Genomic DNA, 16,407 nt, shown 5'->3' on the forward strand with positions numbered 1-16,407 from the left:
GACCACCTCCGGCAGTGGCAAAGAGCGCTACACCGATTACCCGATGGCGATGGGCGTGCTCACCACGATCTTCTTCATGTGGGGCTTCCTGACCTGCCTCAACGACATCCTGATTCCGCATCTGAAGTCGATCTTCCAGCTCAACTACGCCCAGGCGATCCTGGTGCAGTTCACTTTCTTCGGCGCGTACTTCCTGATGGGGATGCCGGCTGGCCGGCTGATCGCAGCTCTCGGCTACAAGAAAGGTATCGTCGCCGGGCTTGCGATTGCCGGACTGGGTGCGCTGGGCTTCTGGCCAGCTGCAAGCCTGCATCTGTACCCGGCCTTCCTCGGCGCCTTGTTTGTGCTGGCCACCGGCATCACCGTGCTCCAGGTAGCTGCCAATCCCTATGTGGCCTTGCTGGGTCCTGAGAAAACCAGCTCCAGTCGATTGACCCTGGCGCAGGCATTGAACTCCCTCGGCACCACGCTTGCTCCCCTGTTCGGCGGCCTGCTGATCCTGTCCAACGTGGTGAAGGATCCGACCGAACTAACCGCGCTGGCGCCGGCCCAGCGACTGCTTTACGAAACCCAGCAGGCGCAGGCCGTGCAATTCCCGTACATCGGACTGGCCGTCGTGTTGTTCCTGCTGGCGCTCTTCGTGTGGCTGTTCCGCCTGCCCGCCTTGACCGGAACCACCGACAAGGACGACCACGACAAGCATGGCTTCATCGAGGTTCTGCGCCATCCGCATGTGCTGTTCGGCGTACTGGGCATCTTCTTCTATGTCGGTGCGGAAGTATCGATCGGCAGCTTCATGGTCAACTACCTGTCGATGCCCGATATCGGCCACATGAGCGAGCAGCAGGCTGCGCACTACGTTTCCTTTTACTGGGGTGGCGCCATGATCGGCCGCTTCCTAGGCTCCGCGCTGATGGCGAAATTTTCGCCGCGCAAGCTGCTGGCGACTTTTGCCGCTATCAATGCGCTGCTGGTGCTGACCACCATGCTCAGCAGCGGTGATGTGGCGATGTACAGCATCATCGCGATCGGCCTGTTCAACTCGATCATGTTCCCGACCATCTTCGCGCTCGGCATCGAGCGGCTGGGGCCGATGACCAGCAAGGCCTCCAGCCTGCTGATCATGGCGATCGTGGGTGGTGCGCTGATTCCCTGGGCTGAAGGCAAGTTCGCCGACCACATCGGCCTGCAGCATGCCTTCTTTCTGCCATTGCTCTGCTACCTGTACATCCTGTTCTACGGCGTCAGCGGCTCCCGGTTTCGCACCATCCCGTAAGTCGCCATCGAAAGCGTTGCTGCTATGGCGATTCACTCCTCACCCAAGAAATCCAGACCATGTCCACGCGACCCATCCTGTGCTTCGGTGAAGCACTGATCGACTTCCATGCCGAGGGCGGCGACAGCTCCGGCTTTGCGCAGCACTTCGCGCCGTTTGCCGGCGGCGCGCCTGCAAACGTCGCCGTGGCGGCGGCGCGACTCGGTGGCTTGGCACGTTTCGCCGGCATGTTGTCGCGTGACCGCTTCGGCGACTTCCTGCTGCACAGCCTGCAGCAGGCCGGCGTCGGCACCGACGACATCGCACGAACCGAGGCGGCGAATACTGCGCTTGCCTTCGTCACGCTGGATGCGCATGGCGAGCGCAGCTTCAGTTTCTACCGTGAGCATACGGCCGACCTGCTGTTCCGGCCGGCGCACTTTCGCGCCGACACGTTCCGCGATATCGCGGTGTTCCACGTCTGCTCCAACAGCATGACCGATCCGACGCTGGCCGCGACCACCCGTGAAGGCATGCAACGCGCGCATGGCACCGGTGCGCTGGTCAGTTTCGACGTCAACCTGCGCCCGGCGCTGTGGCCTGCCGGAGTCGATCCACGGCCGCTGTTGTGGCCGGCCCTGCATCTGGCCGACGTGGTGAAAATGTGCGCCGAGGAATTCGCCTGGCTGGCGGTGGATGGCGAGCAGGCCGCGCTCGACCGGCTGTGGCTAGGCCGCACCAAGCTGGTGGTGGTGACCGATGGCGCGAAGCCGCTGCGCTGGTTCCATCCCGATGCCGAGGGCGAGTTGCCGTGCTATTCCACCGAAGTCGTCGACACCACGGCGGCCGGCGACGCGTTCGTTGGCGGCCTGTTGTGCTGTCTGGCCGAGCTTGCGGCCACTCCTGACCGGATCGAGCGACTGGTGACCGAACTGCCGCGCCTGCACGCCATGCTGCGCTTCGCCGCCGCCTGCGGCGCGCTGACCGTGACCCGCCAGGGCTCGTTCGCCGCGATGCCGCGCGGCGACGAAGTGCTGGCCTTCATGGAGCAGCAGGCATGAACACCACCGCACCCGATTTCCGCTCTGTCGCGTTCCTGCGCAACCACATCGCACAGACGATGGCGTTCTATCACCCGCGCGCGATCGATCCGACTGGCGGCTTCTTCCACTACTTCAAGGACGATGGCACGATCTACAACCGCCGCCATCGTCATCTGGTCAGCAGCACGCGTTTCATCTTCAACTACGCGATGGCGGCGACCGAACTCAATGCGTCGGCCTCCCTCCGCAGCGAGTACCTCGATGCCGCGCGGCATGGCCTGCGCTATCTGCGCGAGGTGCATCGCGATCCGCGCAGCGGCGGCTATGCCTGGACGCTGCTGGATAACCAGCCGGAGGATCGTACCAACCACGCCTACGGCGTCGCTTTCGTGCTGCTCGCCTATGCCACCGCTTACCGGGCCGGCATCGTCGAGGCCGCAGCCTGGATGGACGAAACCTGGCGGCTGCTGGAACAGCGATACTGGGATGCCGCTGCGGGGCTGTACCGCGATGAAGCCGATGCCAACTGGCAGTTCAGCGACTACCGTGGGCAGAACGCGAACATGCACATGTGCGAGGCGATGCTGGCGGCCTACCAGGCCAGCGACGAGCCACGCTACCTGGAACGCGCGCTCACGCTTGCCGATCACATGACCCGCCGCCAGACCGCCCAGACTGGCGGCCTGGTGTGGGAGCACTATGACCGCGACTGGAACATCGACTGGAATTACCACCGCGACGATCCGAAGCACCTGTTCCGCCCGTGGGGTTTCCAGCCGGGCCACCAGACCGAATGGGCCAAACTGCTGCTGATCCTGGAGCCGCTGCTGCTCGAACGCGGCCGCGAGGAAGACTGGCTGCTGCCGACCGCGAAGCGACTCTTCGACACCGCGCTCGCACGCGCCTGGGACAAGGAATACGGCGGCATCTGCTACGGCTTCGCACCCGACGGCAGCGTGTGCGACGGCGACAAGTATTTCTGGGTGCAAGCCGAATCGCTGGTCACCGCTGCCTTGCTACATGCGCGTACCGGCCTGCCCGTCTATGACGACTGGTACGGGAAACTGTGGGCGTACGCGTGGCAGCATTTCGTCGATCACCAGTACGGCGCGTGGTACCGCATCCTCACGCGTGAAAACGGCAAGGTCGATGACGAGAAAAGCCCGGCCGGCAAGACCGACTACCACACCATGGGCGCATGCTACGAACTGCTGCACGTGATGCCGTCACGCTGATACTCCCGGCGGCGCGCTGCGATCATTTCCCCTATTACACGCCTGATGCCCCAAGCCCCATCCCCTGGAAATGATGCATGAAAAACCTCACGCTCCCATGTCTCGCCACCTGCCTCTCGTTACTGTCCGCAGCGGCCCTGCCATCCCATGCGACGGACACCGGCACCTCTGCGCGTTTCGATCCGCGGCAGACGTTCGCCCCGTTCGCTTATCCGCAGCCGGCGACGGCGTACCGCTCGGCAAGCGGCAAGCCGGATCCGCTGTTCTGGCAGAACCATGCCGATTACCAGATCAAGGCTACGCTCGATCCCGTCAGCCGAAAACTCAGCGGCAGCGAAGTGATCAGCTATACCAACCACAGCCCGGACCCACTCGATGTGCTGTGGTTGCAACTGGATCAGAACCGCTATCGCAAGGATGCGCGCGGCGCATTCACTGAAAGCTTCCCGAAGGAGTTCACCGACGGCTACACCATCGCCTCGGTCGAAGTGGAAGACGCCCATGGCCATCAGCAGGCCGTGAAATGGCTGGTATCCGATACCCGCATGCAAGTGCAGCTGCCCGAGGCGCTGAAGGGCAACGGCGGCAGCCTGCGCGTGCATATCGCATGGAGCTACACGGTACCCGGCGAATTCGGCGGCCGCACCGACGTGAATTCGAGCAAGAACGGCGACATCTTCGAGATCGCGCAGTGGTACCCACGCGTGTGCGTCTACGACGACCTGCGTGGATGGGATACAGCACCCTACCTAAACCAGGAGTTCTATCTGGAATACGGCGATTTCGATTATTCGGTCACCGTACCATCGGACATGATCGTGGTCGGCTCGGGCGAATTGCTGAATCCCGCCGAGGTGCTGACGAAGACCGAGCAGCAGCGACTGGAGCAGGCACGCCACAGCGACACCACCGTGATGATCCGCACGGCAGAGGAAGTCACCCAGTCGTCCAGCCGTCCGAAGCAGGGTGGCACGCTGACCTGGCACTTCCGTATCCAGAACAGTCGTGACGTCGCCTTCGGCGCTTCCAAGGCATACGTGTGGGACGCCGCCCGAATGAATCTTCCAGCAGGAAAAATCGCGCTGGCGATGTCGGCGTATCCGGTCGAAAGCGCCGGCAAGGAGGCGTGGGGACGCGCCACCGAATACCTCAAGGCCTCGACCGAGTACTTCTCGAAGCAGTGGTATCCCTACCCGTGGCCGGTGGCGATCAACGAGGCCGGCACCGCCGGCGGCATGGAGTACCCGGCCATCACCTTCGATGACAAGACCTCCCGTGGCAGCGAACTGCATGCACTGATCGCGCATGAGATCGGCCACAGCTGGTTCCCGATGATCGTGGGCAGCAACGAGCGTCGCGATGCCTGGATCGACGAAGGCTTCAACACCTTCATCGACGTCTACGAAGCGGATCACTTCAATCATGGTGAATACGCGCCCAAGCGCGACAACGAATATGCACCCGGCAATGGCAGCCCGGGCGACCAGATGGCGAAGGTGCTGGCGGATGCCGCCGCACCGCCGATGCTGATCGGTGCCGACATGGTGCCGGAGAAGTACCGCCATCCGATTACCTACTTCAAGAGCGCCTACGGCCTGGTGCTGCTGCGCGAGCAGATCATCGGCCCGGAACGCTTCGATCCGGCGTTCCGCCGCTTCATCGCCACCTGGGCGTACAAGCATCCCAGCCCATCGGATTTCTTCCGCTTCATGGAAAGCGAAACCGGCGAGGATTTGGGCTGGTTCTGGCGCGGCTGGTACCAGCACAACTGGCAGCTCGACCTGGCCGTGCAGAAGGTCGCCTATACCGATGGCGATTACCGCAAGGGTGTCGATGTCACCGTGGCCAATCTCGACCAGCTGGTGCTGCCCGCCACGCTCGAGGTGGTCTACGACGACGGCAGCAAGCAGGACGTGCGCGTGCCGTGGGAAACCTGGCAGCAGCACCACGGCTACGTGATCCATGTGGACGGCACGCACAGGGTGAAGTCCGCCACCATTGATCCGGCCCATGCACTGCCTGACCACGACCGCAGCAATAATACTTTCGTGATGCCGTAAGCATGCGCGCGTGAACGAAAAAGGCGGCGATCCTGCGACTGCCGCCTTTCGTTTAACTACCCATCAAATCCGTATCGGAACGGTTCCTGTGTTGGCTGCAGCTATCCCGCTGATAGGGCGGCGCTCACGACCAAGATCAGGGCGTGCTCGATCACCGTGCGCTCTGCTCACCCGTCCTGTTCTGCAACAGCAATAGATAGCTGGCGGCAGCCCAGCTGAAATTGGGCGACTGATAGCCCTGGCCGGTCAACGGATCGTAGTTTTCGTACATGGGCGCCTGCTGCGTCAGCCCCTTGGCGTTGAGTACCAGACGGCGCGCCATCTCATCGGCCTGCCGGTCATAGCCGTAATGCCGGAGAGCTTCCACGCCGAAATAGGCTTGATCGAGCCATACCGGGCCACGCCAGTAACCCTTGATCGGTGAAAAGTGCGGGTCGTCGGCAGCGAGGGTTGGGAATGGCATGAAGGTGGCGAACTTGCTCGGATCAAGCATGATCCGGATCACGGACTTGGCCTGATCGGGACTTGCCACACCAGCCCACAGCGGCGTCCAGCCTTCCGAGCCATAAACGCGAACGGGATCGCCGCTGCCCAGTTTGGCATCGAAGAAGTAACCGCGCTTCTTGTCGAACATCTGTGTCTGAACGATGGTCTTCATCGTCGCAGCCTCTTTCAGCCACTGCGCGTGATCCTGGGTCTTGCCGAGGATGGCCGCGACCTGCGCCAGATCCAGTTTTTCCTTGTACAGGTAAGCATTGAGATCGGCCGATGCTTGGTCCATCGACCAGGCGCTGTTGCCGTTCTTGAGCATGGTGATGGCGTCGAAGCGGACGCCGTTGTCCATGCCGCTTTCCCACTTGGCGGCGACCTTGGTGCCGTCGGTCGAACCATATTCGGCCAGACCGTTGCGATCGTGATCACGCGCGGTGAACCACCAGCGGTGATAGCGCACCAGCTTGTCGTACATCTCGGCCAGAAAGGCTTTGTCGCCGGTGGCTCGGTAGATTTTCAGCGCTGCCCACACCGCCAGCGGAGGCTTGGTGTCGCGCCAGTTGTTGCCCGCTTTGTCGAGATAGATGCAATCCGGAACCATGCCGCCGGCGGCCTGATAGTCGAACATCGCGCGCATTTGATCGCGCGCGAGCTCCGGCGCGAACTGCGCCAGTGCCGCTGCATGCTTCCACGAATCCCAGGCCCAGAATCCGTTGAAGTCGGGGTTGGAATACGAGGGGATGACACCGTCGTGATGCAGGTCGCCACGCGCTGCTCGCCAGTTGCCCAGCAAGGTCAGCATGGCCTTGACGGAAACGCGCTGTGCGGTCGCGTCGGGCAGGCCCGCGAGATGACTCGATTTCACGGACCGCAGATAGTTGTCCCAGCGTGCGCGATTTTGCGTCCAGGCCGTAGCGACATCGACCGGCGTTGGCTTATCAGCATGGACGTCGTAAATCAGTGTTTGCTCGACAAAGATTGTCGCCGTCTGATTCCGCTTCAGATGCAGAGGTTGGTTCAACGCGATGCGATAGTCGGCTCCCGACAGCGTGACCCGGTAAGTTGGAGTGCCGTCAGCATGAAGCCGCGTGGTCAGCTTCGAGTTCGAGTTGGCGAAGGTTTGCGCCACTGTATCGCCGTTCTTGACCAGCCCGGCCTGCTGCTGGGGCATCACGCGCCCTGCGACGGAAAAATCTACGTCATGCGAGGTCGTCGCGGTCAGTTCGATGCGCACCAGTGCATGCCAGGAATCGGCAAAGAACAAGGTCTGACGCACCGTCAGGTCCGGGCCGGAAAACTGGCGTACCAGATAGCCCGGTGCAGCGTGGCTATCGACCGGGTTCAGGGTGATGTTCTGGTTATTGGTAACATCCCTTAAAGCCACCTGGGCGAAGCGCGCACCGACCCATTGGCCATCGCCAAGACTGTGCACGAAGGGGCCGGAAAATCCGGTCGCCAGATCACCGGCAACAGGCAGGCTGTAACCATGCCACGAGCCAGCGTCAAAAAAGATATTGAAGCTTCGATCCGTCGCCGTCTGCGGCGCACCATGCAGGTCGAGTACATCGAGATAGCTGGTAGCAGCATCGGCCTGATGGGTGACTGGCTCAGCCCATGCGCCCACGCCGTCGAGACTAAAGACCGCGATACTCGCAGCGATGATCAGGAGTTTGACGGGTGGGCGCATGACGTATCGTTCCTTGGTACGGACCGCTGGTGAGGGGGTCGCGTCGGCCACGGAAGCAGCCGACGCGACGCAGGTTCCCGGATGGCAACGGTTTCGTTCCCTTGGATTTTAGAACTTGTACTTGACCTGGAAGTTGACTTCACGCCCCTCGATCGAACGGGCGAGAATCACCCCGCCGCTGCTGGCAAAGCCGAACAGGCGGGCATTGCCTTCGGTGATGCCAATCTGGTTGGTGACGTTGGTACCGCGCAGACTCAGCACCCACTTCTCGCCGATGTTGGCGTTGGTACCGAAGCTCACGTCGTAATAACTGCCCATCGGCTGCTGCATCAGCTGGTCGCTGAAGCGGTTGCCGATGTGCTCGTAGGTGGCCCAGAACTTCAGGCTGCCCCAGCTGGTCGGCACTTCGTAGGCCGGCGTCACGCGGTACTGGATTTCGGGCTGGCGATCCACCGTCATGCCGGAGATGCTGCTGCACTGGTAACTGCCGTCCTGCGCCTGATACGTCACGCAGCCCGCGTAACGGTTGTAATGGCCGTGCATGTAGTTGCCGCTGAGCGCAACGGAGAAGCGCTCGAACGGCTTGAGCATCACCTGTGCGTTGACGCCATTGGTCATCGAACCGTAGACGAGGCTGACCAGCCCCGTGCTCAGCTGGATGGAGTACGGCACGCCGATGAACTGGCGATGGTACGCACCGATATCCGCGTAGATCCACGAGGCCTGATACTTGAAGCCTATCTCGTAGTTGTGGATGTGCTCGGTCGGCGGATCGCCGAGGTTAACGATGTCGTCGAAGCTGGGCAGGAACGCGCCATTGTTGACGCGACCGTACATGCTCATGTTGTCGGCCAGCAAATAGTTGGCGCCCAATGTCCACGACGCCGCGCCGCGGTTCTGGCCGTAATGGGTCCAGCTGTCGATCAGGTACTCGGCGTTGTTGTTGTAGACGGTGTTCGGGTTGGCGTCGAGGTCGCCCGACGAAGTGTTCTGGAAGTTGCCGCCGATGTTGTCGTGCTGCCAGCGCACGCCGCCGTCGAAGCGCCACTTGCCCACCGTCCACTCGTCGGCGAGGTATAACGCCGTGGTGGTGGCGTGCCAATCCTCGTTGAACGCCATCCATGACTGCGGACCGGGAGCCCAGAACAGGCCCTGCTTGTCGGTCAGCTGGTAGACGTTGCCGCCGACGCTGTAGTCCACCGCGATCGGGGTCGGGTTGTTCTGCGCCTGCAACAGCATGTTGAGGCCATCGTCTTCGGAGTGGTCCATGCCGTACACCGCGGTGTAGTTGCCGAAGGTCAGCGTGTTGCCGTCGAAGAGTTCCTTGCTCAGCCGGAACTCGTTGCTGAGCGAGTGGATGCGCTTGTGGATGTACTCGGGGTTCTGTACCGAGACGTTCTGGTTCAAGTCCGCCGGCTTGCCGTTGTTGGTATAGACCGCCGTGGCGGTGCCGCCGGACGGCAGGCCGAAGCCGGAGACGGAACTGGTGATGAACTCGCCCAGCGAGGTCGGGTTGGCGCCGGTGCTGAAGAACGCCGTGGTGTCCATGTCGCCGCCGACAAGGATGGCCTTGTCGGAGAGCGACCAGCCATTGTCGAATTGCAGGTCGAGGTTGGCGCCGACCACGTGCATGTCACCGCCCTGGCCGTTGGCCATGTCGATGTTTTGCCCGCCAGGCGTACAGCCGCTGGTGAAGCAGGGCGTGGTCTGCAGGAACTGATAGCGGTCGGCGTTGCTGCCGAAGGTGCCGGTGAGCGGGCTGAAGCCCGGATAGGGCGAGAACTTGCCCGCAGACGGGTTGTAGATCGGCGTGTCGGTGACCCACTGGTTCTTGTCTTTCAGGTCACGCGCGTAGAACATCAGCGATCCATGTTCCAGGTCGTGGCTGAGCGTGGCGGTGAGCTGGCCACCCTTGTCCGAGGCGAACTGCGGATCGCGCACGCCGTCGGACTTGCGCCAGAAGCCGCCCACGCTGCCATACCAGCCGCTATCCTTGCCGCCGATCGGGAAGCCGTAGAAGCCGTCCAGCCGCTCCATGCCTTCCGAGCCGTAGGTCACGCCGATGTCGCCGCCAGGCGTCGAGGAACCTTCCTTCAGAATGAAATTGGCGATCAGGCCGGGCTGGCCGTTGCCGTAGAGCACCGAGGTGCCGCCCTGCACGGCCTCGACGCGATCGATGGTGTCGTCGAGGCGGAACATCGCGTCGGTGAAGTAGTCCCACTTCGGGAACAGCGGCGAGCCGTTCATCTGCAGCGTCACGAAGGGCGCGCCGCTGTCCGACGGGAAGCCGGCGACCTCGATGTTCGCGCCGGTCTCGCCACCGGACGATTCCGGATACACGCCGGGCGACAACTTCAGCAGGTCGGCCGTGCTGACCGGGTTGAGCTCCCTGATCTGCTCGCTCGTGGCTGTGGTGATCGAATAGCTGGCATCGATCTTCTTGATGCCGCCGAAGGCGGAGTTGCCGGTAACCACGACCTGGTTGAGTGTCTGCACCGATGCCGACTCAGCGGGTTTCTGCTTGCTGTGGTCTGTGGATGGCGCAGCTTGGGGCGATGTGGCTTGCGGCGATGTGACCTGGGACGCCGCGTCCTGGGCCTGAACTGCACCGGTCGCCAGCATGACGCCGATGGCAACGCTTAGAGCCCGTCGATTGATCTGCGTGCAACTTCTCATGATGAATTCTCCTCCCCGAGACATATGAATCATTGTTTTTTGGCTGGATTCGATGCCGTTGCGCCTGCGCGTGGTCAGGCCCATCCGCTGCTTGAAACCGTTTCGTCCTTTCTCCGCTATCCCTGCACCAGGCAGGGCGCGGCGAGGACACATCGTAGCCCAGAAAACTCCATTTGTACTACCATAGTATAAAATACGAACTAGCGCGATGAAGACGCGCCTGATCACGCGCTGCAGAAAGTTGTCCGCAGGGTGATAGTTCGACAAGCATGCGGGGACGAGTCATCGGCGAGGTCATCGCCTGCCGGCATGCATTGGCTACACGGCGGATGGCCGGTTCAACGCAGTGCGCGGACGTAGCCCAGCAGCAAGGTGCTGGTGGTAATGGCCGTGCGCCGCTGCAGCAGATCTTCTACTCCATGCCGCCGAATATTTTTCTGAGTACCGTGCAGAATTCACACGGTGCATTTGTATGATAAATTTCGAGCGTTACCGCACCGCAGCATCCAACGACACCCGATCCATACGGCTTCACGCAATGACTGCGTGACCATCCGGAAAGCGCCCTTACTGCGGAGAGAAGTTGATAATGAAGGCTACGGACTCACGCAATCTGCACGGCCATGTGATCCGTGAATTGGGCAAGCGGATCGTTGTCGGCGACTTGCGTCCGGGCGATATATTGCCGCGTGAAGAGGTGCTGGCCGAAAGCATGGATGTGAGCCGCACGGCCCTGCGCGAGGCATTGAAGGTGTTGTCCGCCAAGGGCTTGATCGAGTCTCGCCCGCGAGTGGGCACGCGCGTACGTGCGACGCACTTCTGGAACCAGCTTGATGCGGATGTCCTTTCATGGCGCTGCGCCTCGATGCCGACCGACGACTTCATCGAAAAGCTCGTCGAGATGCGCGAAATCATCGAGCCGGCGGCCGCGGCCGCAGCTGCGCGCCGACGCACCGCGACCCAGCTGTCCAACGTGGAACTCGCCTACCGAAAAATGGAGGCGGCCCGAGACCCTGAAGAGTGGGCGGCAGCGGATCTCAGCTTTCACGATGCCGTGCTTCAGGCGACCGGCAACGAGTTGATGATCTCGCTTTTCTCGGTGGTCGAAAGCGCGCTCGGGATGTTCTTCGTGTTGTCGGCGAAAACGGCCGGAAACTTCAGCTATTCACTGCCACACCATCTGAAAGTGCTTGAAGCGATCCGCCGCAAACAGCCCGAGGTCGCTCGCAAGGCGATGCAAAGCATGATTGAGGACTCGCTGGCCAATCTTCACAAAAAGCGCAAGGGAGGCTCCAAAAAAGCTTCCTGAGCTGCATCTGGTATTGGACCAGGCGTCAGCAACGCCCAGTCCACCCAACCGGGCTACGACCCGCGCAACACCTGATCGAGCTTGTCCAGAAATTCTTCGGCGTTGGCCTGACTGAACACGATCGGCGGCTTGATCTTCAGCACGTTGTCGTCCGGGCCTTCGGTGGAAAGCAGCACGTGACGTGCCTTCATCGCTTCCGCCACGGCCTTGGCTTTCGGCTGGTCGGGAGTTCTCGACTCGCGATCACGCACCAGCTCGGCACCCACAAACAGGCCGCGCCCACGCACATCCCCAATGCAATCGTGGCGCTGCTGCAATTCGCGCAGTCCGTCCATCAGGAACAGACCGACGCGACGCGCGTTCTCCTCCAACTGTTCGTCCGCAATCACATCCAGCACGGCCAGCGCGATCGCGCAGGACACCGGATTGCCGCCGAACGTATTGAAGTACTCCATGCCGCTGACAAAGCTGGCGGCGATCTCCGGCGTGGTCACCACGGCACCCATCGGATGGCCGTTGCCGATCGGCTTGCCGATGGTGACGATATCCGGCACGACGCCCTGGGATTCGAACGCCCAGAAATGGTCGCCGACCCGGCCGAAGCCAACCTGTACTTCATCGGCCAGGCACACGCCCCCGGCCGCGCGCATCGCCGCGTAGGCTTCAGGCAAGTAGCCTTCCGGTAGCACGACTTGGCCGCCGCAACCCAGCAGCGACTCGCAATAGAACGCTGCAGGCGCGATACCACGCTGAAGCAGACTTTTGATGGCCACTGGCAACAGCTGGCCATATTGCCGACCGGCCGCGGAAGCTTCACGGAAAGGCCCGCGATAAGTGTCGGGCATCGCCACCACACCCACGTGCGAACTCTGCCCGGCTCCACCCTTGCCGTTGAACTTGTACGGGCTCAGTTCGACCATCGACGGTGAATGGCCGTGGTAGGCGTGATCAACAACAACCACACCTAGCGCCCTGGTATGTGCCCGCGCCAGGCGCAAGGCCAGATCATTCGCTTCGGTGCCTGAGTTGGTAAGAAACACGACTGACAACGGTTCGGGCAAGGTGGCCGTCAGGCGCAGCGCATACTCGACGATGTTGTCATGCAGATAGCGGGTGTTGGTGTTGAGTTGCGCCATCTGCGCCTGCCCGGCTGCGACCACGCACGGATGGCAATGCCCGACATGGCAAACGTTGTTGACCATGTCCAGGTAGGCTTGGCCGTGCTGGTCGTACAACCAGACACCTTCACCGCGAACGATCTTGAGCGGCTCGTTGTACGACACGCTGAGGGTCGGATTCAGCAGTCGTTTGCGCAAGAGCAGAATGTCGGCATTGCTACGTTGCGGCACGTTGCTGAAGGTGGCGCCGGCGGTCGGGCCGGAAGCGGTGGGGTCAGTCATGGCTTGGTTCCAGAAAGGGGCCGACGATGGCATCGTGGTCGACTTCGGCGAGTTCGCGCAACAGCGCACGCACGCCTTGCTGCGACACGAGGATGAACGGGTTGTCGGGCTCTTCCCGATGCGCGCGCGTCGCCATCAGCACGCTGTGGCAAAGGCGCGCGAGTATGAAGGCATGCAGTTGCTCGAGCTCGAAGCGCAGCAACGGGCACTGCGCCAGATAGCCGCGAACGATGGTACGCGCGCACGCCACCGGATCGGCTTCATGCTGCATCGCATAGGTGCAGGCGATCGCCAGGTCAGCCAGCCGGAAACTGGTGCACATGTCGCCGAAATCAATCACCGCGCAGACGCGCTGGCCGTCGCCATCATCGGCCACGATCACATTCAGATCGTTCGCATCGTTGTGCAGCACCGTGATTGGCAGCTGCGTTCGCCATGACGGCAGGCGCGCGCAAAATGTCTCGACGTGCGTCTGCACCATGGCGCGCAGCTCGGCATCTTCGATATGCACGATTTCGCCACACAGGGTCTGCAAACGCAGCAGATTCCAGTCGTGCTGGCGATCGGCCGCCGGATGATGAAAGTCTTGCAACCCACGTGTCAGCCGACCGACCGCACTACCGAGACTCTCGTGCAACGCCGCGCACTGGGTCTGTGGGACTGCCCCGATGGCATCCGCATACGTCGTGCCGGGCACGAAGCTCAACATGCGCACCTGGCATGGCTGCCCCGCAATCGGCAAGGTCAGCAGGTGCTCGCCGCCCACGGCGAGCTGCACCCGCGGCCATTGCAATGCCGGCTCGCGCTCGGCCAGCGTCATCATGGCCTGGTTCTCGAGATCCAGGTCCATGCGCGACCATGACGGGTGCGCCACCTTCAGCACATACTCGCCATCATCGGTGCGGATGCGAAAGTTCTGATCGGCATAGGATGGCAGTGCGCAAATATCACCGTGGATGCGCCAATGCCGGTCAGCCAGCACCAGCGCCGCGTCAGGAGTCAGTATGTCCATAGGGTCGCGCACAAATATTGCGGGAGTCTTAATTGTAGTATAAGTTGACATTTGAATCTCACACAGGCGCATCCCATGTTTCGGCCCTTGCTGGCGGCGGTACTGGCCGCTGCCATGATGATCACCGCCGCCAATGCGAACCCGGTCGATGCCGGCGGCCCGTCTCCGGCCCCGCTGCAAGGCGCGGCGTTGCTGCACCAGCGCGAGCCGATGAGCTTTGGCGTGTTCTATTACCCGACGCAATGGCCACGCAGCCAATGGCAACGTGACTTCGGCGGCATGGCCAAGCTCGGCTTCGACTTCACACACATGGCCGAATTCGACTGGACCTACCTGGAACCGGAAGAAGGCCACTTCGATTTCGAATGGCTCGATCATGCGATTGACCTGGCCAACAAGGCCGGATTGCGCGTCATCCTCGGCACGCCCTCGGGGGCTCCGCCGAGCTGGATGGACGAGCGCTACCCCGAGGTATACCGGGTGGACGAGCACGGCCAGCGCCATGAACACGGCATCCGCGCGGAAGTATCCCTAGCCAATCCGAAGTACGAAGCCTTTGTGACGCGACTGGTCACCGCCATGGCCCAGCATTACGGCCACGATCCGCGCGTCTGGGGTTGGCAGGTCGACAACGAGCCCGGCAGCTTCCTCGATTACAGCGACAGCGCGCGGGCCGCGTTCCAGGATTGGCTGCAGAAGAAATACGGCAGCATCGATGCGATGAATACCGCATGGGCCGGTTCGTTCTGGAGCACCCGCTACGGCAGCTTCAAGCAGGTGCACCTCCCGAATGCCACGCTCGCGGCCGAAGACAAGCTCAGCCCGCATGCACAGCTCGACTTCGCCCGCTTCCAGGCCGACACCACCGCTCACTTTCTCGATACCCAGGCGCTGATCATCAAGAAGTACGCCCGCTCGGGGCAATGGGTGACCACCAACTACACCAATGTCTCCACCGCCACCGATCCGCGGCGGACACAAGATCTGGATTTCCCGACCTTCACGCTCTATCCGGTCGCCGGCGCAAACGTGCTGGGGGGCGATAGCTACGAAATCGGCAAACCCGCCAACCTGATGGAAGCCGCGGCGTATTTCCGCTCCATCAACGGCACGTTTGGCGTGATGGAATTGCAGCCGGGGCAGGTCAACTGGGGCGAGATCAATCCGCAACCGATGCCCGGCGCTGTCAGCATGTGGATGTGGCATGCCTTCGCTTCCGGCGCTTCCTTGCTGAGCACCTATCGTTACCGCCATCCGCTGCGCGGCAGCGAGATGTATCACGAGGGCATCGTCAGCACCGATGGCGTGACGCTCTCGCGCACCGGGCGTGAATTCGTCGACACCCTGCATCAGATCAAGGCGCTCGAATCGCAACTCGACAGCAAGGCGCGGCTGCCGCAAGAACTGGCGGCGCGCTACACCGCTTATCTGTGGAGCCAGGATGTTTTCTGGGATCTGGAAATCCAGCCGCAAACCACGCTGTGGAACAGCTGGGCCTACCGGAACGGCTACACGCTGGCCGTCAAGAGCACCGGCGCGCCGATGGATTTCATTGCGGAAGACGATGACTTCAGCCGCTATCCGTTCCTGATCGCGCCGGCCTACCAGATGGTCAGCAAGCAGCTGGCGGACAAATGGCGGCGCTATGTGGAACAGGGTGGCCATCTGATCCTGACCAGCCGCACCGGACAGAAAAACGAGCTCGGCCAGTTCCATGAAGGTCCGTGGTATGCACCGATACTCGATCTGATCGGCGACGATGTCGATGGCTTTGACATGCTGCCGCCGAGTGCCAGCGGGCATGTCACCGCGGACGGCAAGACGCATGACTGGCATCGCTGGGCCGACATACTCACACCACGCCCAGGCACCCAGGTGCTCGCCACGTATGCCGATCACTACTATGCCGGCAAGGCAGCGGCGACCACCCGCAAGCTGGGCAAGGGCAGCGTCACCATGATCGGCGTATCGACCGATGACGGCGAACTGGAACGCGAGATCGTGCGTAGCGTCTATCGACGTGCGGGCGTGGCGATCGAGGACCTGCCGAAGGGCGTGTTCATCGACTGGCGCGGCGGATTTGATTTCATGGTGAACTACAACCCGCAGCCGTTTGCCCCCGTGCTTCCGGCAACCGCGAGGATCGTGCACGGCCAGGTGCCGCTGGCACCCGCGCAGACGCTGATCTGGAAGGACACCACGCCGTGATGCGCATAACATCCGTATCGGTGTCCTATG

The 16,407-nt window shown here is 62.1% G+C and carries 10 protein-coding genes; 6 read left to right on the forward strand and 4 right to left on the reverse strand.

Annotation, left to right across the window (positions count from 1 at the left end; genetic code table 11):
* The first annotated feature begins 43 nt into the window (after window positions 1-43).
* The 4 genes from GSQ75_RS03255 (at window position 44) to GSQ75_RS03270 (ending at window position 5,593) form a co-directional block, all read left to right on the forward strand.
* Entirely contained in the window at window positions 44-1,276 is a 1,233-nt protein-coding gene (locus tag GSQ75_RS03255; protein WP_254058474.1) for a sugar MFS transporter, read from the forward strand.
* A gap of 59 nt (window positions 1,277-1,335) precedes the next feature.
* The gene (locus GSQ75_RS03260) at window positions 1,336-2,316 is read left to right on the forward strand and encodes a carbohydrate kinase (RefSeq protein ID WP_158753077.1); all 981 of its coding nucleotides are present in this window, start codon (window positions 1,336-1,338) and stop codon (window positions 2,314-2,316) included.
* Entirely contained in the window at window positions 2,313-3,533 is a 1,221-nt protein-coding gene (locus GSQ75_RS03265) for an AGE family epimerase/isomerase (RefSeq protein ID WP_158753078.1), read from the forward strand. Before GSQ75_RS03260 ends, GSQ75_RS03265 begins: the two co-directional genes overlap by 4 nt.
* A gap of 77 nt (window positions 3,534-3,610) precedes the next feature.
* Window positions 3,611-5,593 carry a M1 family aminopeptidase gene (locus GSQ75_RS03270; RefSeq protein ID WP_158753079.1) on the forward strand — a complete coding sequence of 661 codons (1,983 nt, stop codon included), beginning with the start codon at window positions 3,611-3,613 and terminating at the stop codon, window positions 5,591-5,593.
* Window positions 5,594-5,744: 151 nt separating this feature from the next.
* Here the strand turns inward: GSQ75_RS03270 and GSQ75_RS03275 are convergent, their stop codons facing one another.
* Both GSQ75_RS03275 and GSQ75_RS03280 read right to left on the reverse strand, forming a co-directional pair.
* Window positions 5,745-7,772, reverse strand: coding sequence for a trehalase family glycosidase (locus GSQ75_RS03275; protein ID WP_158753080.1), 2,028 nt, complete (start codon window positions 7,770-7,772; stop codon window positions 5,745-5,747).
* 108 nt (window positions 7,773-7,880) lie between these two features.
* Window positions 7,881-10,448, reverse strand: coding sequence for a TonB-dependent receptor (locus GSQ75_RS03280; protein WP_158753081.1), 2,568 nt, complete (start codon window positions 10,446-10,448; stop codon window positions 7,881-7,883).
* Window positions 10,449-11,037: 589 nt separating this feature from the next.
* Between GSQ75_RS03280 and GSQ75_RS03285 the strand changes: the two genes are divergently transcribed.
* Window positions 11,038-11,757 (forward strand): FadR/GntR family transcriptional regulator, encoded by a 720-nt coding sequence (locus GSQ75_RS03285; protein ID WP_077442072.1) that lies wholly within the window; start codon window positions 11,038-11,040, stop codon window positions 11,755-11,757.
* A 53-nt stretch (window positions 11,758-11,810) separates the two neighbouring features.
* Here GSQ75_RS03285 and GSQ75_RS03290 read toward each other — a convergent pair whose 3' ends face one another.
* Entirely contained in the window at window positions 11,811-13,157 is a 1,347-nt protein-coding gene (locus tag GSQ75_RS03290) for an aminotransferase class III-fold pyridoxal phosphate-dependent enzyme (protein WP_158753082.1), read from the reverse strand.
* Complete coding sequence (locus GSQ75_RS03295) at window positions 13,150-14,169, reverse strand: phosphotransferase (RefSeq protein ID WP_158753083.1); 1,020 nt, start codon at window positions 14,167-14,169, stop codon at window positions 13,150-13,152. The genes GSQ75_RS03290 and GSQ75_RS03295 overlap by 8 nt, the downstream gene beginning before the upstream one ends.
* 75 nt (window positions 14,170-14,244) lie before the next feature.
* Here GSQ75_RS03295 and GSQ75_RS03300 point away from each other — a divergent pair, with 75 nt between their 5' ends.
* Complete coding sequence (locus tag GSQ75_RS03300) at window positions 14,245-16,377, forward strand: beta-galactosidase (protein WP_158753084.1); 2,133 nt, start codon at window positions 14,245-14,247, stop codon at window positions 16,375-16,377.
* The last annotated feature ends 30 nt before the right edge of the window (window positions 16,378-16,407 follow it).

It is taken from the genome of Dyella sp. S184 (genome assembly GCF_009766065.1).
In the GTDB taxonomy this organism is placed as follows: Bacteria; Pseudomonadota; Gammaproteobacteria; order Xanthomonadales; family Rhodanobacteraceae; genus Rhodanobacter.